We start from the raw sequence: 20,137 nt of genomic DNA, 5'->3' as shown, positions 1-20,137 counted from the left end.
GGGAATCCTGAAACTTGAAATCGTGCGCGTTCTATAAGCGCTTGGCCTCAAATTTCAAATGACGCTGCCGTTATATTTAGACCGCGATTGCAGCATCCATGATGCGGAATTGCGTCGAGGCGGAGCCGTTCCAATGATTGAGCGAGAGATTGCCCGCGACATGGATGGTCCGTCCCGATTGGCTCAGGAGAAAATCGCCAAGCGCGCTACCGGCGGCGCGGAAGGCGATGGCATTAATGCGCCTGCCATCGGCCCCGGCAAGCGTGGCACGGACGTGGTCCTTGCCGACGACGCTTGCCCCGGCCAGACGGTGATGCGGCAGGGCCAGCACCGGCTGCGGATGGCCTGAACCGTAGGGGCCGGCTTTTTCCAGCGCCTCGTAGAGTGCGATCGTTGCGCCCGCCGCCGAAAGCGCTCCGTCTATGGCGAGGCTATGATCGCCGCGCAGCTTCGCCACCGCCGCCCTTGCGACTTCTTCGAAATGGGCCCGCAGCGCCCCTAGCTTCTCGCGCTCCACGGTGATGCCCGCCGCCATGGCGTGACCGCCGCCCTTGACGAGCAGCCCCTTTTCCACCGCGCCGCGCACGATGCGGCCAAGGTCGAAGCCGGTGATCGAGCGGCCCGAGCCGGAGCCGACGCCATTCTGGTTGAAGGCGATGGCGAAGGCCGGACGCCGCGTCCGTTCTTTGAGCCGCGCCGCGATCAACCCGACAATGCCCGGATGCCAGTCGTCGCTTGCTGTGACCACAACAGCTGGTCCCTCCCCGCCGCGCATTTCCATGGCAGCTTCGGCCTCCGCCTGGGCGAGCATCTGCAATTCCATCGCCTGGCGCTCTTGATTGAGCCGGTCTAGCTCCTGCGCGATACGCTCCACCTCGACGGGGTCGTCGAGCGTGAGCAGGCGGCTGCCGAGCCCGGCATCGCCGATGCGTCCGCCAGCATTGATGCGCGGGCCGATGAGAAAGCCCAGGTGAAAACTGTTGAGCGGCTCGCCGATGCGCGATACTCGTGCCAAAGCGGCTAGCCCGGCATTTTGCTGCGCGCGCGCCACCAGCAGTCCCTTGACCACGAAGGCGCGGTTGACGCCTTTGAGAGGCACCACATCGCACACGGTCGCCAGCGCTACGAGGTCAAGAAGGCTTAGAAGATCGGGGGCGCTGATCTCGCTCGCGAGTCGCCGCTCGCGCAAGGTCCGAAGCACCTGCACCAGCGTCAGGAAAACCACGCCCGCGGCACATAAATGCCCCTGTCCCGAAATATCGTCGTCGCGATTGGGATTGACGATGGCAAAGGCTGCCTGCGGCAAGGCTCCGCCCACCTGATGATGATCGAGCACGACCACATCGCTGCCCGCCTCCACAGCCGCCTCAATGGCTGCGGCGCTGTTGGTGCCGCAATCGACGGTGACGATCAGCGTCGCGCCCTTTTCCGCCAGATCGCGCATGGCTTGCGGGTTCGGCCCGTAGCCCTCAAAGATACGGTCGGGAATGTATATGGCATTGGCGATGCGGTAGTGAGTAAGGAACCGCGACAGCAGCGCCGCCGAACAGGCGCCATCCACATCGTAATCCCCGAAGATCGCCACGCGCTCGCGCCTCGCGATGGCATCGGCGATCCGCCCCGCCGCCCGCTCCATATCCGTCAGAAACACGGGATCGGGCATCAAAGACTTGATCGTCGGCTCGATGAATGAGGGCGCATCATCGAGCGAAACGCCTCGCCCCGCCAGCACCCGCGCCACCAGATCGGGCATGCCATGGTTCTGCGCAATCGCCAGCGCGGTGTTGGCCTCCCGCGGACCCAGCCGGTCGACCCATTTTGAACCGGTGACAGAGCGGCTGACACCGAGGAAGAAGCGTTCTTGGATCAGGGTGGCGGAGCTTGACATGCTCCGTTCAAACATGTGAGGCGGCATGGATGCAATGCCGCCTCATGGCGTAATCCCCCGTTTTTAACGCATGATTTTATACGAAAGTCCGCAAGTTTTCGGGATCGTCCTCTAGAATTTCGACAGATCCTGATGACGTGCCTTGATCTCGCGGACAGTCTGCGAATGGGCGCGCATGACGATGGTGTGCGTCTGGATATAATCCCGGGCGAATTTCACGCCTGACAGCATGTTGCCATCGGTGACGCCGGTGGCGGCGAAGAGCACGTCGCCCTTGGCCATTTCCTCCATTGTATAGACCTTCTTCGGGTCGGAAATGCCCATCTTGGCCGCGCGGGCGATCTTCTCGTCGGTGTTAAGCTGCAGGCGTCCCTGCATCTGGCCGCCGATGCAGCGCAGCGCCGCCGCCGCCAGCACGCCTTCCGGAGCGCCGCCAATGCCAAGATAGATATCGATGCCGGTTTCGTCAGGGTTGGTGGTGTGGATCACGCCGGCCACGTCGCCATCGCCGATCAGCCGGATCGCCGCGCCGGTAGCACGGACTTCCTCAATCAGGCGCGCATGGCGCGGGCGGTCCATGATGCAGGCGGTGATTTCATTGACGGGTACACCCTTCGCCTTGGCGATGGCGTGGATGTTGTCGGTTGGGGAAGCGTCGATATCGACCACGCCGGCAGGGTAGCCGGGGCCAACCGCGATCTTTTCCATATAGACGTCGGGCGCATAGAGCAGATTGCCCTTCTCGGCGATGGCGATGACAGCGAGCGAATTGGGGAGGTTCTTGGCGCAGATCGTCGTGCCCTCGAGGGGGTCGAGCGCGATATCCACCGCTGCACCCTCGCCCGTGCCGACTTCCTCGCCAATATAGAGCATCGGCGCCTCGTCACGCTCGCCCTCGCCAATGACCACCGTGCCGTTGATCGGCAGGCGGTTCAGTTCCTGGCGCATGGCGTCCACCGCCGCCTGGTCCGCCGCCTTCTCGTCGCCGCGCCCGCGAAGCCGCGCCGCGGCGACCGCCGCGCGCTCCGTCACGCGAACCAGTTCAAGCGTCAGGATGCGGTCGAGGCCATGCGAGATCTGCTCTTCGGTTTTTGCCATAACGGAAAGTCCTATCTGGATCTGGTAGCTGCAGGTTCCCCCATAGGAAACCTATAGCCAAGTTTTGCAAACCTTTTGTCAAAGGCCCCTCGTCCCCGCAAGAGCCTTGGGACAAAAAATGTTGCGGGTTCAAATACTTAATCGATTTAGCGTCCGTCAGCGCCGCCGATGCTGGCAAAGAAGGCGTCCGGGCTTTCGATTTCAACCAGTCTTTTCCTTTCGATCAGCCAGAAACGATTGCCGACATTGCGCACGAAGCTGCGGTCATGGGAAACGATCAAACTGGCCGCTTCGTTGCACAGAAGCTCGACTTCAAGCGCTTCCTGCCCATCGATGTCGAGATGGTTCGTGGGCTCGTCCAGAATGTAAAAATTCGGGTTGGTGAGCCGCAGCACCAGCATGGCAAGCCGCGCCTTCTGTCCGCCTGATAGGCGCTCGACCGGTTTTGCCTGCATTTCCAATGTCATGCCCGCGCCCGCCAGCAGCGATCGCGCCCGCTGGTCGCCGATCTCGAAGCGGCGATTAATCGTTTCGAAGGGCGTCCAGTCGAGGCGCAGTTCCGATAGAGCCTGATCGCTGTAACCCAGCACAAGCGACGGTGTTGCCTTGATGGACGGCAAGGCGCGCGCCGGCTCCAGGATCGCCTCGCGAATAAGCCGGAGCAGCCGGGTTTTGCCTGCCCCATTTGCGCCGAGCAGGACGATCCGGTCACCGGGATTAATCCAGAGCGGGCCGGTTTTATAGAGAAGCCGCCCGTCCGGAGCATGGATCTCCGTCTCATCCAGCGCGACCAGCGCCTTGGCGTGGCTGCCTCGACTAGCAAGCACAATCTTACCCGCCGAGCGCTCCACATGGACAGCCTTGGCGCTTTCCTCGATCTTGTCGGCCCGCGCCTCCAACTGCTTGGTTTTCACCACCAGCAGATCGCTGCCGGAATTGATGCCGATATTGTTGAGCTTCGCGGCTTGCCTGCGCAATTGCTGGACGGTCTTCATATCCTTCTCGAATTGCCGTGCATTGGCAGCGTCGATTTCATCGAGCGCAACGCGGGCCTGGCTGTAAGGCAAGGCGAAGGAGGGCGATTTTTCGGTGCGCAGGAAGAGCGTGCGCTTCGTTACGGCATCGAGAAAAGCCCGGTCATGGCTGCACGCCACCACCGCCACGCTTCGCGGAAGCGCGTTCAGCCAGTTTTCCAGCAGCCGCACCTTTTCGAGGTCCAGATGGTTGGTGGGTTCGTCGAGAAGCAGAAGATCCGGCTCGCTGACCCAGGCGCGCGCCAGAAGAGCGAGCCGCTGCCAGCCTCCGCTCAAACGGCGGATTGGAAGTTCGCGCAGTTCCGGCGCAACGCCGAGATCGTCGAGAATGATATCGGCGCGCCAGCTCTCATAATCGCGCGCCTCCTGATCGAGCCCCCCTATCACGGCCTCGTAGAAGGCGACATCGAGCAGGTTTTCCGGAACATACTGGCTGACATAGCCGACCTTGAGCCCGCGCGCCCGGGTGATCGCGCCCGAGGTCGGCTCCCCCTCGCCTACGATGAGGCGCAGAAGGCTAGTCTTGCCGTGCCCATTGGCGGCAACGATTCCCAGGCGCTCGCCCTCGCCAATGTCGAAGTCGAGATGGGAGAAGAGGGTTTCATGGAGGGTAAGCGAAAGATTCTGGATGGAAACAAGAGACATGGCAATCTGCCCGATTCTGCCAGGCGTGGCTGTCCGGTTTCAAAACCGCTTGAGCAACCGTGCTGGCGAAATGTCCGGCAACGGCAACAAGCCGCGCCTTCAGGAAAGGCAGAAAAGATGAGCGATGTCAGTCATTTTCTGCCCTGCACAATTACTTATGCAGGGCGTAATCGGGGCCATGCTGACGCTGGTGATCGTGACGCGTCACATACATTGCACAGCCCTCCTTCCTGTTCTTGTCGCTTCCATAAACTTGCGGAGTTGTACCCCGCTTTGCATTTCTAACAAAGGCGCCTGCGTCTCGCAAGTGCGGCTGCTGCGGCTGCGCTCAACCGAATCGACAGAATAGCGCTCGTCGCCTATACTGGTTTACACCTAATTCGGGGTAAAACCTATGAGTAAGCACACGGCCATCAGGCTTCCGGAAGAAACCTTGGAGCGGTTGGAGGCCCTGTCCGCACAGACAGGACACCCGACCTCCTTTCATATTCGCGAGGCTCTCGACGAATATCTGACGGAAATGGAAGACGTTTATCGCGCGGAAAAGACGCTTGAGCGTATACGCGCCGGGCAAGAGCAGGTTTCTTCACTCAACGAAGTGGAAAAACGGCTTAGCCTGGCAGATTGAGCTATCGGAAACCGCTGAAAAACAATTGTCAAAAATTGGCTCCGTGGAAGCCAAGCGAATTACAACTTTTCTTCGAACGAGAATTCTCCCACTCTCGAATCCCCGTCAGATAGGCAAAGCCCTGAAAGGTCCAAAACTTGGAACCTTCTGGCGGTACCGTGTGGGCGACTTTCGGATCATATGCGACATACAGGATAACCGTTTGGTCATCCTTGTTATCGAAATCGGTAATCGTCGGGATATATACGACTGACGCGTCGGTTCGGCGTGGCGCCTCATCCCGCCCGCTCGATCCTGATCATCTGCGGCTTATCCACGAGATGGCCGTCGTCAAGGATGGCGTCAAGCGCCTTCTTCACTGCGGCTTCCGTCGTCTCGTGCGTTACGAGGATCACGGTCTTGGTGCTCTTGTCCGCCGTTTCCATCGGCGGGCGCTGGACGATGGATTCGAGCGAGATGTCGTTCTCCGCCATGCGCTTGGCAATGGCCGCGAAGACGCCGGTGCGGTCTTCCACCGTCAGACGGATGAAATAGCCGCCCGCATGGGAGCGCATTTGTGCCTGTTTGTAGGGCTTCAAAGCCTTGGCGGGGGTGCCGAATACCGGGCCGTGCTGGAAACCGGGGCGGCTCTTGGCGATGTCGGCGATGTCTCCGATCACAGCCGAGGCCGTCGCATTGCCACCCGCGCCTGGGCCGGAGAGGAGAAGCTCGCCCAAAAGGTCGGTTTCGATCGCCACCGCATTGGTCACACCGTGCACCTGCGCGATGACCGACGAGGTCGGCACCATGGTCGGATGCACACGCTGCTCGATGCCGGTGTCGGTCTTCTGCGCGACGCCCAGGAGCTTGATGCGGTAGCCCAGCTCGTCGGCGGCATGGATGTCGGCGAGCGAGATGTTGCTGATGCCTTCGAGATAAATATCGTCGGCTGCGATTTGCGTGCCGAAGGCGAGGCTCGTTAGCAGCGCCAGCTTGTGCGCCGTGTCATTGCCCTCGATGTCGAATGTCGGGTCCGCCTCGGCATAACCCAGCCGCTGCGCATCCTTCAGGCATTCCTCGAAGGAAATGCCCTCGTCCCACATCCGCGTCAGGATATAATTGCAGGTGCCGTTCATGATGCCGTAGACGCGCGACACAGTGTTGCCAGTCAACGATTCGCGCATGGCCTTGATGACCGGTATGCCGCCTGCCACCGCCGCCTCGAAATTGAGGAGCACGCCCTTGTCCTCGGCAATCTCCGCCAGCGCCACGCCATGTTTCGCCAGCAGCGCCTTGTTGGCCGTCACCACATGATGGCCGGCCTTGAGCGCCGCTTCCACGGCCGCCTTGGCAGGGCCGTCCTCGCCGCCCATCAACTCGACGAACACATCGATGCCATCGGAATTGGCCAGCGCGACCGGGTCCTCGAACCACTCGACGGACGAAAGATCGATCCCGCGGTCGCGCGAGGGGTCGCGGGCCGAAACGGATGTCACGACCAGTTCCTTGCCGCATTGGCGGGTCAGCATCTCGGCCTTGTCGCGCAAAATGCGCAAAACCGAACCGCCCACGGTGCCGAGCCCGGCAACGCCGATCCGCAATGCATCTGTCATGATCGTGCCTCGAAACTATTCTCTTAAGTATGGGTAAGGCACGCCGCGATCAGCGGCGCGCCTCGAGCGGAATGACGTTGTGCAGATTTTCTTCCCTGGTGGCAAGGAAGCGCTTGATATTGCGTGCCGCCTGCCGGATGCGGTGCTCGTTCTCAACCAGCGCGATACGGACGTAATCGTCGCCATGCTCGCCGAAGCCGACGCCGGGCGCGACGGCCACATCCGCCAGTTCGATCAGCAGCTTCGAGAATTCGAGCGAGCCCATCTTGCGGAAGCGCTCGGGGATCGGCGCCCAGGCGAACATCGTCGCCGCCGGGGACGGGATTTCCCACCCTGCCCGGCCGAAGCTTTCCACCAGCACGTCGCGGCGGCGCTTGTAGACGGAGCGCACTTCCGCGATGTCGGAACCGTCGCCATTGAGCGCGGCGGTCGCCGCCACCTGAATCGGCGTGAACGCGCCATAGTCGAGATAGGACTTCACCCGTGTCAGCGCCGCAATGAGCCGCTCATTGCCGACGGCAAAGCCCATGCGCCAGCCCGGCATGGAGAAGGTCTTCGACATGGAGGTAAATTCGACGGCCACATCCATCGCGCCCGGCACCTGCAGCACGGAGGGGGGCGGCGTGTCGTCGAAATAGATTTCCGAATAGGCAAGGTCGGAAAGGATGATGATGTCGTGCTTGCGCGCGAAGGCGACCACATCCTTGTAGAAATCGAGCGTGGCGATATGCGCGGTCGGGTTCGATGGATAGCTGAGGATCAGCGCCAGCGGCTTCGGGATCGAATGGCGAACCGCGCGCTCCAGCGTAGGGATGAAATTATCGTCGGGCTTCGCCTGGATCGAGCGGATGACGCCGCCGGACATGATGAAGCCGAAGGCATGGATCGGATAGGTCGGATCGGGGCAGAGCACGACATCGCCCGGCGCGGTGATCGCCTGCGCCATGTTGGCGAAGCCTTCCTTGGAGCCGAGCGTCGCGACGACTTGCGTGTCGGGATTGAGCTTCACGCCGAAGCGGCGCGCATAATATTGCGCCTGCGCGCGGCGAAGGCCGGGAATGCCCTTGGAAGCCGAATAGCGGTGCGTGCGCGGGTCTTGCACCGCCTCGCAAAGCTTGTCGACAATGCCCTTTGGCGTCGGCAGGTCGGGATTGCCCATTCCCAAATCGATAATGTCTGCACCGGCGGCTCGCGCACTGGCCTTCAGGCGATTCACCTGTTCGAAGACGTAGGTCGGCAAGCGGCGGATTTTGTGAAACTCTTCAGACATTGTCGTTGGTTCCGGTGCGGGTTGAAAAATACGAACCGGCTATACACCGGTTCGCGGAAAGGGTCGATCTGTTGATCGTTAAGGGAAGGATTATTTCACGAGAAGTGGCAATGCCGCAATAATATGCCAGCTGCGGCGTTCATGCAGCTAGAGGGATGATATGATCTCCCGCGCTTAATTGCTCTCCGTCTCGATCTCCTTGAGCGTCCGTGCCGCCTCTTCCTGCGCCTGCTTGCGCTGGGCATCGACCTGCGCCTGGCTCACCGGCGGCGGGGCAGGCATGGTCCGCTGCTGGCTCTGCTCCGATTCGAGCTGCGACTTCAGGTTCTGCACATCCTGCGTCGAGAATTGCGTCGTTGCGCCCTGCGGCGTCTTGGCGAAAGTGGGCCATGTGCCGGTATTCGATGCGCCGGCCTGAGGCGTCCCCTCGAACTCGGGCCCGCGCGCGCAGGCCGAAAGCCCCGCCAGCACGAGCGATATCAGAATGAAGCGGCCGGACAGCCTGATGTGCCGTGACATGATATCTTACCCCTGTAACGATGGCGGCCTAATCTTTCGGTGTTGAATCGGTATCCGCAACTCAACATACTATGTCAATAAGAGGGGCCGTAGGAAGTGGGACGTCATGGCTGATACCGGGAATCGCGGCGGCAACCATTCGGCTGACGCATTTTCCTTCAATGAATATCTGATCAAGGATTTCGGCAGCTTCACGCTCAACCTCGCGCGCATGGTGGAGCAGGCGGGAAAAGCCGCCGCCGCCTGGATCGAGCCGCGCGAAAACGGCTTGCGCAGCGACGATCCCGGCGAGCCGCTGGGCGATATGGTGAGGACGCTTTCGAAGCTCACTGAATATTGGCTCGCCGACCCGGCCAGAACACTCGAAGCCCAGACGCTCCTCTTTTCTACCTTCCTCACCCTCTGGACGAATTCCGTCCGCCGCATGGCTGGAGAAACCGTCGAGCCCGTCGCCACACCCGATCCCCGCGACAAGCGCTTTCAGGACGAGGACTGGTCACGGAACGCCTTCTTCGATTTCCTGAAGCAGGCCTGGCTGGTTACCGGCAAATGGGCCGCCGACCTCGTCGAAAAAACCGAAGGGCTGGACGAACACACCAAGCGCAAGGCGGCGTTTTATGTGCGCCAGTTCGTCAGCGCTGCCTCGCCCGCCAATTTTGTCTTTACTAATCCGGAGCTCTTCAAGGAAACGGTCGCCTCCAGCGGCGTGAACCTTGTCAACGGCATGCGGATGCTGACCGAGGATATCATCGCCGGCAATGGCGATCTGCGGCTGCGCCAGGCGGATCACAGCCATTTCCGGCTGGGCGAGAATGTGGCGGTGACGCCGGGCAAGGTGGTGGCGCGCAATGAGCTGGCGGAAATCATCCAATATACCCCTGCCACGGACGAGGTGTTCAAGCGCCCTCTCCTCATCTGCCCGCCCTGGATCAACAAATATTATATTCTCGACCTGACGCCGGAGAAATCCTTTATCCGCTGGCTGGTGGGGCAAGGCCATACGGTGTTCGTCATCTCCTGGGTCAATCCCGATGCGCGCCATGCGAACAAGGGCTGGGAGGCCTATATCGAAGAGGGCATATTTTTCGCGCTCGACACGATCGAGAGGCGAACCGGCGAGCGCGACATCAACGCCATCGGCTATTGCGTCGGCGGCACGCTCCTTGCCGCCGCGCTCGCCCTGATGGCGAAGCGGGGCGATAAGCGCATCCGCACCGCAACGCTGCTCACAACACAGGTGGATTTCGAGCATGCAGGGGATCTGAAGGTCTTTGTGGATGATGAGCAGGTGCGCGCGCTGGAGGAAGCCATGCGCAAGAACGGCTATCTCGACGGAACGAAAATGCTCGGCGTTTTCAATATGTTGCGATCAAGCGATCTCATCTGGCCTTATGTCGTTAACAATTACATGAAAGGAAAAGGACCTGTCCCCTTCGACCTTCTCTATTGGAACGCCGACGCCACGCGCATGAGCGCGGCCAACCATTCCTTCTATCTTCGCAATTGCTATCTCGAAAACCGGCTTTCGCGCGGCGAGATGGAACTGGCGGGATACAAGATTTCCCTCGCGGACATTGACATTCCCCTCTACAGCCTCGCCGCGCGGGACGACCACATCTCGCCTGCGCTTTCGGTTTTCACCGGCAGCCAATGCTTCGGCGGCGACGTCACTTTCGTGCTTGCCGGATCCGGCCACATCGCCGGCGTCGTCAACCCGCCCGAGCGGAGGAAATATCAGTATTGGACGGGTGACAAGCCCGAAGGCGGCTATGGCGACTGGCTGGCGAAGGCGGAGGAGCACGCCGGCTCCTGGTGGCCGCATTGGCAGGAATGGATCGACGCGCGGAGCCCGAAGAGGGTATCCGCGCGGCGTTTCATGGAAGGCGATCCGGATATTATCGATGACGCGCCGGGGGCTTATGTGCGGATGAGGGTATAAGCGAGGTTATCATTGATATTGGCCTCCGGCCGTCTTTACGCCCGCAATAACACCGGGAAAGAAATCCGGGCCGCGACCTCCCGAATCAATGACTGCGTTCCTATCGGCGATATAACGATTACCGGCAGTGACTTTCTCAGGATTGACGAAATTAGCAATTTCCGTCGAAATGATGCCGCACCAGTACGCCTCCGCGCAGACGCTAAGCTTGTCAATCGTCGTTACAATCGTCTGCGTCCCGGTAAGACGGATCCATCCACCCAGTTGAGCAAAATACATATACTCACCTGGGTTACCAGCAAACCTATGATCCCTTATCGTAAGCTCCGCACCTCCGCTAGCATGGAATGCTGCGGTACCGCTATCTCCCGTTTCGCACTGCGAAACCAAGAGGGTGGACGATTGAAAAGCGAAAAAGCCTCTTCCTCCATTGGGGTCAGTCTGGGCTCGGATGCCAGACACTGTAACGGTGTTGGGGCCTGACACAGCAAAGGCATTCCCCGCACCGCCATTCACCACAACTGTCGATGGATTCGTAGTATTGCCAATGATACGCAGAATTGGGCCGCCTTGTGGTCCTGTCTGTGGTGCAGGAATAGCAACCGCGGTATAAGAGCCGTCAGCGACACGGATCGTGACGGTGTACGTGCTTGAACCATACGAAAAGGCTCTATTAACAGCTCCTTGTATCGTCGCCATCGCGTGGTCGGCATCGTTTGCACTGCCATCGTTTGCATCGTTGCCAATCGTGCCATTGACATAGAGATTGATATTCCTGCGCAGTTGCGGCGTACCGGATGTATTCTGCAACTGGAACTTCGTCCCGTCATAAACCACATCGTGAATACCGCCCGCGACGAGATCGCTGTCAAACAGCGGTGAACCGTCGAGCCGAACGAGATCCATCGCGGGAAAATCGCCCACGGTGATCCTGGTCTTGCCGGTGTTCGAGTTCTTCACCTTGACCCGCAGCGTGAGCCCAGGCGCCAAAGCCGTCACTGCAGGCACCGGATTTACGACGACCGAGTTGACGGCTGTGCTCGTATCTTCGGCATAAACCCATTTGCCCGATTGCACGTCGATGGCGATTTTCTCAATATATGTGCCACCCACCAGCTCGAATATCCGGCCGTCCGGCAGGCTGATACCATGTCCTTCCGCCGGCTTGGCAAAGGTCCATTCGCCATGCCATTGGGCGAGCATGCCCACTTGGTTAGCCCAAACGCCGGTGGCGCCCGTCGGCACGAGATATGTATCCCCCTCCGGCGCCTTGGAAGGCGGGTCTGTGAGCGTCATGGAAATGACAGGTATCCAGGGCGCGCGAGACAACTCCGAGAGAGGTATCCAGGTGGATGCCGGATCAGCCCCGATTTTCGCGTCCTTTTGGGGAAGATTTTTACGCATGATAAGACCTCTAACAGCGATAAATTCATGGAAATCTTGCACGCCGACTGTATGGTTGCGGGCGCACATACATGCTATCTATACGCGCATAATCTAACTCCCAACAACTGTCCCTTCCCTGCAGGATTGCGGATTGGTTAAAAAACCATTAATAACCCCAATAATTTGCCTCCTTGTGAAGCATGGAAATCCGGGAATCGGTGCAGGTTTTCGGAGTCACGCATGACGCGACAAAGATCATGCGAAACAGAGTCGAAAGGGTTTTTGCCCTCAAAAAACAACCCGTCCGGGTCGGTCCAGCCGCCCCGGAAATAAAAGCCGGGGGATGCGTTGAGAGGACTGAAAAAAAGCACGGGGGCCGGCATGGGCCGCCATTTTGTGTGGGCGGTTGCGACGCTGGCGATTTCAGTTGCCGCTTGCACCACCGGTTCCGGCGTCTCCCAGCAGGGCGGCGGCTTGGTCGCTGAAACATTGGCCAGCGCGGCGCAATCCCACGGCACGACGGCGGAAGCCGCATCAGCCAAGCCTGCAACTGCGGATGGCGCTCCGGTCCTCGCCATGGCAGCGACCGCCGCCACCAACCCAGCCGGGCAAAATCTCTCACAAGGCCCGACCGTGGCGGCAGCTGCCGCGCAAGTGGCTTCCACCGAAAACGCTGCCCCTGCGACGGCTTCCGCTGACGTTCCCGTGCCAGCCCCCTCGCCCGCCGTCGAGAAGGCTCACGACGAAACAGGCAAAGTGGAACGGGCGGCGCAATCCCCGATCAGGGGTGTGCAGATGGTCGCCTATACCGGCGCACCGCGTCCGATGGAGCTTGCCACGCCGGCTGTCGATGCCGTGGAAGATGGCTCTGTTATGCGCCTCTTTGTCGACAATCCCTCAAAGAGGCACGAAAAACGGCTGGAAGCGCCGAAAAAATCCACGCGCGATTATAATTACACCCTGCCGGGCGTGCGGGAGAATCTCGGCCTTGAGATCAAGCGGCGCAGAAGCCTCGATGATGACGGCGATATCGACGCGAACGAGGAGGATGGTTCCTTCCCCGTCCAGCTTGCGTCCGCCGGAGGATTCGGCCGTCTTTTGCCGCGCGGGCTGGAAAAACAGCGCGCATCGGTGGACACCGCCTGCCTCAAGCCGCGGCTTCTGGCCATACTCAAAACGGTTGAACAGCATTTCCGGCGTCCCGTCATGATCACGTCAGGCTATCGCAGCCCATCCTATAACCGGCTTGTGCGGGGCGCACCGCGCTCGCGGCATATGCTCTGCGAGGCAGCGGATATCGTGGTCCAGGGCGTATCGAAATGGGAGATCGCGAATTTCGTTCGCAAATTGCCAGGCCGCGGCGGCGTCGGCACCTATTGCCATACCGATTCCGTGCATGTGGATATCGGCCCCGAGCGCGACTGGAACTGGCGCTGCGGCGGCCGGCGCGGCTAAGGTCGCAGCGTCCGGCCTCTTTCCAGCTATTTACCGGATTTGGGCTGTTCCCTGTCGATGAGCTTTTTTGCGTCCTCGGGACCGGGATTGCATTGCTCATGGGTGCCAGGGACGTAAAATTTTCCGTCGGGAGATGGATTGGTTCCCCCACCGCAGCCGGGCATGCCAGCCGTGCCAAACCAGCCCCCAGCGCCTCCAACGCCGGATTTGGGCTGTTCGTTATCGGTGAGCTTTTTTGCGTCCTCGGGACCAGGATTGCATTGCTCATGGGTGCCAGGGACGTAAAATTTTCCGTCGGGAGATGGATTGGTTCCCCCACCGCAGCCGGGCATGCCAGGCCTGCCAAACCAGCCTGGCGCGCCTCCCGCGCCTCCAGCGCCTCCAGCGCCGCCGGCAAATGACGTGGCCGGGGTCATTGCCATCAAAAATACCGTTGCTATAGCTGTGAGGGTCTTCATTTCATTACTCCTGAACTCCGAATACCCTACTCCAACCCCCTATAACTCCAGCGAAGCGGGCTTGTTCCCTCACGCCCAATCCACCCCAGCGCATTTTTTTTGAAAAACCGCATTTTAGCTGTTGCGGGAGAAAAAGTTCCACTCTATAAGCCCACTCACTCGCGGGCGCCCATCGTCTAGCGGTCTAGGACGCCGCCCTTTCACGGCGGAAACAGGGGTTCGATTCCCCTTGGGCGTACCAATCTTTTCAATACTTTAGACCCCCGCGAGTTTCTTTCCCTCTCATGCTAGAAGCAAGACGTGTACCAGCTTCGCCAGCTGTGCTAATGGCGCTTCATGCAATTCATTCTTCCCATGGTTTCCGGGCGACTGGAACGCCGCTACAAACGCTTCCTTGCCGATGTCACGCTGGATGACGGGCGGTTCATTACGGCATCCGTGCCAAACACAGGCTCGATGCTGGGGCTGAGCGCGCCCGGCTCCCGCGTCTGGCTCAGCGTCACCGAGGGCGGCGCGCGCAAATATCCGCACACGCTGCAAATCGTCGAGGCGGATGGGACATTCGTCGGAATCAACACCGGCCTTCCCAACAAAATTGCCGAGGAAGCGATTCTGGCGGGCCTCCTCCCCTCGCTCTCCGGCTATGCGACACTGAAGCGCGAGCAGAAATATGGCCGGAACTCCCGCATCGACCTGCTTCTATCGGATGAATCGCGTCCGCTCGCCTATGTCGAGGTCAAAAATGTGCATTTCATGCGCGAAGCCGGCCTCGCCGAGTTCCCGGACACGGTGACGGCGCGCGGCGCAAAACATCTGGAAGAACTGGGCGACATGGTGGAAGCCGGCCACCGCGGTGTTATGCTCTTCGTCATCCAGCGTGGCGATTGCGGAAGGTTCCGCCTTTGCCGCGATCTCGACCCCGCCTATGTCAGGGCATTCGAACGGGCGCGTACACGCGGGGTTGAGGCTTACGCAATTCGATGCCAAATATCGCCTGAGGGTATTGTCGCGGAATGCGCGGTGCCGATCGACGGAATGGATTGAGATCAATGGTTACCTATCTCGACGCGGCAAGCGCGCCTTTGAAATTCACCGGCCAGATCCGGCTTTACGACGCGGAAGCCTTCGAAGGCATGCGCAAGGCCTGTCAGTTGACGGCGCGGTGCCTGGACGAGCTCAATTCCATCGTCCGTCCCGGGCTGCCGACGAATGAAATCGACCGTTTCGTCTATGAATTCGGCGCGGATCACGGGGCGATTCCCGCCACGCTCAATTATCGCGGCTACACCAAATCCGTCTGCACCTCGATCAACCATGTGGTCTGCCACGGCATTCCCGACGACAAACCCTTACGCGAAGGCGATATCGTCAATATCGACGTGACCTATCTGCTCGACGGCTGGCATGGCGATTCCAGCCGTATGTATGCGGTGGGCGAGATCAAGCGCGCCGCCGAGCGCCTGCTGGAAGTGACGCATGAATCGCTGATGCGCGGCATCGCCGCCGTCAAGCCCGGCGTTCGCACCGGCGCCATCGGCGCAGCCATCCAGACCTATGCCGAGGCAGAGCGCTGCTCCGTTGTACGCGATTTCTGCGGCCATGGCGTGGGCCGGCTGTTCCATGACGCGCCGAACATCCTCCATTACGGCACGCCGAACGAGGGCGTGGAAATACGCGAAGGCATGATCTTCACCATCGAGCCTATGATCAATCTCGGCAAGCCGCATGTGAAGGTGCTCTCCGATGGCTGGACGGCGGTGACGCGCGACCGCTCGCTCTCCGCCCAATATGAGCACACGGTCGGCGTGACCAAAGATGGCTGCGAGGTTTTCACGCTTTCGCCCGCCGGAATATTCGGCCCCCAATCTACGCGCTAAAAAGAATAGCCACAGGATAGATAAAAAAGAGGAGTTGACCGGAGCCAAGCTTATTTGGCTTATACTCAACTACGCATAAATTCATTCTGCGGTGCGGGGGACGACAGGGAATGGCGGGCGATAAAACTCGCAAGCAGGGCTTTCGTGAGGAGAGCACGCCGGCCGAATTTGCGGAGGCCGTCGAAAACTCGGCCGTCAAGGCGTCCCGCCCGCACTACGAAGGGCACCGCGAGCGGCTGCGTCAGCGCTTCCGGGAAAATGGCGGCGACGCGCTGGCCGATTATGAATTGCTCGAACTTCTCCTGTTTCGCTGCGTCCCCCGGGCGGACACCAAGCCGCTCGCCAAGGCGCTGCTAGCCCGGTTCGGCTCCTTTGCTGAAGTGCTGGGCGCGCCGGAGCGGCTGCTGACCGAGGTGCCGGGCTGCGGCCCTTCGATCGCGACGGATCTCAAGATCATCGCCGCCGCCGCGCAAGCCATGGGCCGCGCCACCATTCGGGGACGCGAGGTGCTGGGCTCCTGGAGCAAGGTCATCGAATATTGCACCACGGCGATGGCCTATGAAGACCGCGAGCAATTCCGCATCCTGTTTCTCGACAAGAAGAATGGCCTCATCGCCGACGAGGTGCAGCAGGTGGGCACCGTCGATCACACGCCCGTCTATCCTCGCGAAATCATGCGCCGCGCCCTGGAGCTATCCGCCTCCGCCATCATCCTCGTGCATAACCACCCCTCGGGCGATCCTACCCCTTCCCGCGCTGACATCGCCATGACGAAGACCATCGTCGACATCGCCAAGGCGCTCAACATCACCGTTCACGACCATATCATCATCGGGAAGACCGGCCACGCGAGCTTCAAGGCGCTGGATTTGTTGTAGGCGGCATAGAAAAAGGCGGGTGTTCAGACCCGCCTTTTCAATTTCTCTGCAAAACTTGCTGCTTTAGCCGTTGTTTTTCTTCTTCTTCGACGTTTTGCCAGCCGGCTTTGTCGGCTGAGGCGTCGCCGCGCGCTTGGCTGCCGCTTCTTCAGCCGCGATCTGGTCGGCGCTCTTCGGCGACGTGTCGACCACGGAGCGCACCGAGCCATTGGCGCTGACGGTGCAGAGCGCGTCGCGCAGATCCACCTTCAGCGTCACCGCCGTGTTGCCGCCGCCGGCGGAGCGCGAGTCGAGCGCGGTGATAACGCTTTCCGGCAGGTAGTATTTGTCCGCCGCTGCCGAGATGCAGGCGCGGGCGAGCGTGGGGTCGACATCGCCGCGCAGCGGCTGCGTCAGGGCGCCCAACGGATTGAACGTCTTGGCAGGAGCCGGCTTCGCAGCCGCCGCTTTGGCCGCGTTCGTCTTGGCGGGGGCGGCCACGACAGGCACCGGCTTTTGCGCGGTGGTCGAGCAGGCTGCAAGAGGAGCCAGCAGGGTGAGCATTAGAATGTGTGTCCCGGTCCGGACGCAAGCGCGCATGGCTTAAAACCTCATTGGGGAAGGAGGGTGGATGTTAGGCCGGAAACTATTCGGTTTTGCCCGATTGTCGAGTGACAGGAAGGCCACAGAGGGGGAGAATTTCGAATCGCTCCACAGGCTATTGAAGCATTTCGCGGCCCCGCTCTATCGCGGCCGTTTTTCCAGCACCCAGTTCAATACTGCGCGCCAATCCGTCATGCGGATCGGCGTTCCGTGGTTTCCGCTCTCGAAGCGGTGGAAGCGGGCGGGATAGCCGGGTGCGGCCTTACGGATTGTGCGATAGAAGGCTTCCTGCTTTTCCACCGCGAAGACCGGATCACGGCTGCCATGGCCGAAAAACACCGGCACCTTTCTCTTGAAGGCGGGTGAAGACAGGAACTCCTCGTCCCACATCGAACCGAGCAGCACGAGGCCGGAGAGCTTCTCCGTCACTGCCGGATCTCTCGCCAGCCGCCAGCAAAGCTGGCCGCCCGCCGAGCCGCAGGCGACAATCACGGACGCTTGCGGTGAAGCGGCTTGCATCTGCGTGATCAGGCCAGCAATCTCCGCCTCGCCCTTCTCGCCGAAATCGCTGAAATCTGGCGAAAGATAAAGCCCGCCATTGCGCGCGACCAGATTTTTCAGCCGGTTGAAATTTCCGCCGAATGTATAATCGTTCATGCCCTGCAGGCGGTTGCCACCCTGCCCGTGCAGATAGACGACGACGAGCGAGGCGTTGTTTTGCTCGCCGACAGCAAGAGTTTTCACCGGCCCGGCTGCTGTCGAGATCGTCAGGTCCTTCTGCGAGCGACGCGGTTTCAGTGAGACATAGGCGTCCTTGACGCGCTTCTCGGGCGTCGCATCGCGGCCATTGATATCGCGCAGCTCGGAATAATTGACAATGAGATAATCGCCGCCGTCATCGGTTTTGAGAATGCCGGGATAGGCGAAATAATCGTCCTTATAGGGGGCGAGCTGCGCCTCGGCGGCGGCAGGCAGCGACAGCAGGCACAAAGCGGCCAATGATAGTTTCCATCCGCCCTTCATGCCCCCCTCCCTGCCTCTGCGATTATAAATCCAGCGTATGATAGCGGCGATTGAGGTAGATCAAGGCCTCTTCCTGCCTGCCCAGGCGAATATCCAGCACCTCGCCGAAGAGAACGTGATGCGTGGCAAATTCCTGTTTTTCTACGATGCGGCAATCGAAGACCGCGAGCGCATCCTTGAGACCAGGCGCGCCGCTCAGCATTACCTCCCAGTCGCCGAGCGCAAAGCGCTCATCCGGCGACAGGGCCATCCGGCCCGAGAAGGCTTCCGCCAAGGGCCGGTGCTTCGCGGCGAGCGTGTTCAGCGCGAAGACGCCGTTCTCGACGAAAAGCCGGTTCTGTTCATGCTCGCGCAAGAGGCAGATCAGCACCGTTGCCGGGTTGTCCGAGACCGAGCAGGCGGCGGAGATCGTCACGCCGCGCCGCCCTGCCGGGCCGTTCGTGGTCGCCACATGCACCGCACCGGCAAAATGGCTCATGGCATCGCGATAGGATTGCGGATCGATGGCAGGCGTCTTCAGCGTTTCGTCCTTCACGTCAGGCACATTCGATTCATGGCTTCCGGTAAACATGGCTAGCTTGTATAAGCCAGCCGCTATCGAATGGATATAGAGAATGCGCCATTGCGCGGGCGTAAAGAAACCGCTACGCGCTTGATGATTGAATAATAATTGAGGGAACTGCAAAGTTGGGATGATGAAGCGTTTCCTGCTTCTCCGAGCGGTGTTTTTGAGCCTAGTCCTGTCTGTTCCGGCGGCTTTATCGGCTGCCCGGGCCGACATGCGCATTGGCGTCGCCGCACCGCTTTCGGGCCCCTTCGCGCTTCTGGGACAGCAGCTTGCCGACGGCGCGCATATCGCGGCGGCGACGGCAGCACCTCAGGGCCATGCGGTCACGCCCATCATCATCGACGATAAATGTTCGGCTGAAGGCGGCATTGCAGCGGCGGCGACCTTTATCGAATCCAGGGTGCGCGCCGTTACCGGCTTTCTCTGCACGGAAGCGCTGGAGGCGGCGCTGCCCTTGCTTGCCGAAAAGAACATCCCGGTCATCACCCCCGCCATCCGCGAGCGCGGCCTGCTTGAGCGGCGCGCCAAGGCCCCCTTCCCCGTGTTCCGCCTCGCCATGCCTAGGGAACGCGAGGCTGCGGCCATTGGCGACATCCTCGCCCGCCTCTGGCGCGACAAGCCGTTCGCAATCCTCGATGACGGGACGATCCCGGGCCGCGAACTGGCGCATGGCGTTCGCTCGAGCCTGGAGGCGAAGGGGCTGAAGCCGGTGCTGGCCGAGACCTTCCGCCCAGGCCTCGATAACCAGGCGGCGCTGGCGGCGCTCATCCGCCGGTCCGGCGCGACACAGGTTTTCATCGGCGGCGAACGCAGCGATGCGGCGGCAATCGCGAACGCGGCCTCTGCCATCGGCCACTCCCTGACGATCGTCGGCAGCGAGACCCTGCGCGCCGCTGCCGAAGGCCAGGACCTTGCATCCGGTACATTGATGATCGCCATGCCCGAGGCCGAAACCATTCCGGCTGCTGCGGGAGCCGTGGCCGCATTCCGCACGGCGGGCAGAGACCCGGAAGGCTATGCTGTGCCGGGCTATGCGGCGCTGCAGATCGCCATGGACGCCGTGGCGGCGGCAGAAGCCGGAAAGCAGCCGGTGCAGGCCATGCTACGCAGCAGGACATTCGAGACGGCGCTCGGAGCCATCCGCTTTGACGAAACGGGTATCCGCAGCGACCGCCCTTACCAGCTGTTCCGCTATGAAGGCGGCCGCTTCGTGCCGCAAGAATTGCCGGATTAACCCTCGCGCCAATATTTCCACTTAAAAGAGCCGTAAATATTTATACGGAGCTATAGCGGACAC

19 protein-coding genes and 1 tRNA gene are annotated in these 20,137 nt (G+C 60.7%); 9 read left to right on the top strand and 11 right to left on the bottom strand.

What is annotated here, in order from left to right; translation table 11 throughout:
- Window positions 1-76: 76 nt before the first annotated feature.
- From recJ to ACOWVG_RS10335, 3 genes are all read right to left on the bottom strand, one after another.
- Window positions 77-1,870: a single-stranded-DNA-specific exonuclease RecJ gene (gene recJ / locus ACOWVG_RS10345; protein WP_420962410.1), complete on the bottom strand. Its 1,794-nt coding sequence runs from the start codon at window positions 1,868-1,870 to the stop codon at window positions 77-79.
- Window positions 1,871-1,999: 129 nt separating this feature from the next.
- The gene (glpX, locus tag ACOWVG_RS10340) at window positions 2,000-2,986 is read right to left on the bottom strand and encodes a class II fructose-bisphosphatase (protein WP_420961965.1); all 987 of its coding nucleotides are present in this window, start codon (window positions 2,984-2,986) and stop codon (window positions 2,000-2,002) included.
- Between the two features lie 146 nt (window positions 2,987-3,132).
- Complete coding sequence (locus ACOWVG_RS10335; RefSeq protein ID WP_420961963.1) at window positions 3,133-4,665, bottom strand: ABC-F family ATP-binding cassette domain-containing protein; 1,533 nt, start codon at window positions 4,663-4,665, stop codon at window positions 3,133-3,135.
- A gap of 394 nt (window positions 4,666-5,059) precedes the next feature.
- On the opposite strand from ACOWVG_RS10335, the gene relB reads away from it, so the two are divergent.
- Window positions 5,060-5,293: a type II toxin-antitoxin system RelB family antitoxin gene (relB, locus tag ACOWVG_RS10330; protein ID WP_420961961.1), complete on the top strand. Its 234-nt coding sequence runs from the start codon at window positions 5,060-5,062 to the stop codon at window positions 5,291-5,293.
- A gap of 43 nt (window positions 5,294-5,336) precedes the next feature.
- Complete coding sequence (locus ACOWVG_RS10325; protein ID WP_420962409.1) at window positions 5,337-5,546, top strand: type II toxin-antitoxin system RelE family toxin; 210 nt, start codon at window positions 5,337-5,339, stop codon at window positions 5,544-5,546.
- A 22-nt stretch (window positions 5,547-5,568) separates the two neighbouring features.
- On the opposite strand, the gene ACOWVG_RS10320 is transcribed toward ACOWVG_RS10325, so the two are convergent.
- From ACOWVG_RS10320 to ACOWVG_RS10310, 3 genes are all read right to left on the bottom strand, one after another.
- A complete protein-coding gene (locus tag ACOWVG_RS10320) occupies window positions 5,569-6,885 on the bottom strand; it encodes a homoserine dehydrogenase (protein WP_420961959.1) in 1,317 nt (438 codons plus the stop codon).
- Window positions 6,886-6,934: 49 nt separating this feature from the next.
- The gene (locus tag ACOWVG_RS10315) at window positions 6,935-8,155 is read right to left on the bottom strand and encodes an LL-diaminopimelate aminotransferase (protein WP_420961957.1); all 1,221 of its coding nucleotides are present in this window, start codon (window positions 8,153-8,155) and stop codon (window positions 6,935-6,937) included.
- A gap of 174 nt (window positions 8,156-8,329) precedes the next feature.
- Complete coding sequence (locus tag ACOWVG_RS10310) at window positions 8,330-8,674, bottom strand: hypothetical protein (protein WP_420961955.1); 345 nt, start codon at window positions 8,672-8,674, stop codon at window positions 8,330-8,332.
- 106 nt (window positions 8,675-8,780) lie between these two features.
- Between ACOWVG_RS10310 and ACOWVG_RS10305 the strand changes: the two genes are divergently transcribed.
- On the top strand, window positions 8,781-10,613 hold the full coding sequence (locus ACOWVG_RS10305) for a PHA/PHB synthase family protein (protein WP_420961953.1): 1,833 nt from the start codon (window positions 8,781-8,783) through the stop codon (window positions 10,611-10,613).
- Between the two features lie 9 nt (window positions 10,614-10,622).
- Here ACOWVG_RS10305 and ACOWVG_RS10300 read toward each other — a convergent pair whose 3' ends face one another.
- Window positions 10,623-12,017: a DUF2793 domain-containing protein gene (locus ACOWVG_RS10300; protein ID WP_420961951.1), complete on the bottom strand. Its 1,395-nt coding sequence runs from the start codon at window positions 12,015-12,017 to the stop codon at window positions 10,623-10,625.
- 363 nt (window positions 12,018-12,380) lie between these two features.
- Between ACOWVG_RS10300 and ACOWVG_RS10295 the strand changes: the two genes are divergently transcribed.
- Window positions 12,381-13,454 carry a D-Ala-D-Ala carboxypeptidase family metallohydrolase gene (locus tag ACOWVG_RS10295; protein ID WP_420961949.1) on the top strand — a complete coding sequence of 358 codons (1,074 nt, stop codon included), beginning with the start codon at window positions 12,381-12,383 and terminating at the stop codon, window positions 13,452-13,454.
- Window positions 13,455-13,480: 26 nt separating this feature from the next.
- On the opposite strand, the gene ACOWVG_RS10290 is transcribed toward ACOWVG_RS10295, so the two are convergent.
- On the bottom strand, window positions 13,481-13,912 hold the full coding sequence (locus ACOWVG_RS10290) for a hypothetical protein (RefSeq protein ID WP_420961947.1): 432 nt from the start codon (window positions 13,910-13,912) through the stop codon (window positions 13,481-13,483).
- 165 nt (window positions 13,913-14,077) lie between these two features.
- Here ACOWVG_RS10290 and ACOWVG_RS10285 point away from each other — a divergent pair.
- The 4 genes from ACOWVG_RS10285 (at window position 14,078) to radC (ending at window position 16,667) form a co-directional block, all read left to right on the top strand.
- Window positions 14,078-14,153 (top strand) — tRNA-Glu (locus ACOWVG_RS10285).
- Between the two features lie 95 nt (window positions 14,154-14,248).
- Window positions 14,249-14,956, top strand: coding sequence for a DNA/RNA nuclease SfsA (sfsA, locus tag ACOWVG_RS10280; RefSeq protein WP_420961945.1), 708 nt, complete (start codon window positions 14,249-14,251; stop codon window positions 14,954-14,956).
- 5 nt (window positions 14,957-14,961) lie between these two features.
- Window positions 14,962-15,789, top strand: a complete 828-nt coding sequence (gene map, locus ACOWVG_RS10275) for a type I methionyl aminopeptidase (RefSeq protein WP_420961943.1) — start codon at window positions 14,962-14,964, stop codon at window positions 15,787-15,789.
- Between the two features lie 110 nt (window positions 15,790-15,899).
- Window positions 15,900-16,667 carry a RadC family protein gene (radC, locus tag ACOWVG_RS10270; protein ID WP_420961941.1) on the top strand — a complete coding sequence of 256 codons (768 nt, stop codon included), beginning with the start codon at window positions 15,900-15,902 and terminating at the stop codon, window positions 16,665-16,667.
- A 63-nt stretch (window positions 16,668-16,730) separates the two neighbouring features.
- On the opposite strand, the gene ACOWVG_RS10265 is transcribed toward radC, so the two are convergent.
- From ACOWVG_RS10265 to ACOWVG_RS10255, 3 genes are all read right to left on the bottom strand, one after another.
- Window positions 16,731-17,246: a hypothetical protein gene (locus ACOWVG_RS10265; RefSeq protein WP_420961939.1), complete on the bottom strand. Its 516-nt coding sequence runs from the start codon at window positions 17,244-17,246 to the stop codon at window positions 16,731-16,733.
- Window positions 17,247-17,390: 144 nt separating this feature from the next.
- Window positions 17,391-18,272 carry an alpha/beta hydrolase gene (locus ACOWVG_RS10260; RefSeq protein ID WP_420961937.1) on the bottom strand — a complete coding sequence of 294 codons (882 nt, stop codon included), beginning with the start codon at window positions 18,270-18,272 and terminating at the stop codon, window positions 17,391-17,393.
- 22 nt (window positions 18,273-18,294) lie between these two features.
- Window positions 18,295-18,750: a flavin reductase family protein gene (locus ACOWVG_RS10255; protein WP_420962408.1), complete on the bottom strand. Its 456-nt coding sequence runs from the start codon at window positions 18,748-18,750 to the stop codon at window positions 18,295-18,297.
- A 214-nt stretch (window positions 18,751-18,964) separates the two neighbouring features.
- Between ACOWVG_RS10255 and ACOWVG_RS10250 the strand changes: the two genes are divergently transcribed.
- Window positions 18,965-20,074, top strand: a complete 1,110-nt coding sequence (locus ACOWVG_RS10250) for an ABC transporter substrate-binding protein (protein WP_420961935.1) — start codon at window positions 18,965-18,967, stop codon at window positions 20,072-20,074.
- Window positions 20,075-20,137: the final 63 nt, after the last annotated feature.

Origin of the sequence: Brucella sp. IR073 (assembly GCF_049065735.1) — a bacterium.
In the GTDB taxonomy this organism is placed as follows: domain Bacteria; phylum Pseudomonadota; class Alphaproteobacteria; order Rhizobiales; family Rhizobiaceae; genus Paramesorhizobium.
This window is presented reverse-complemented; position numbering and strand designations above follow the sequence as displayed.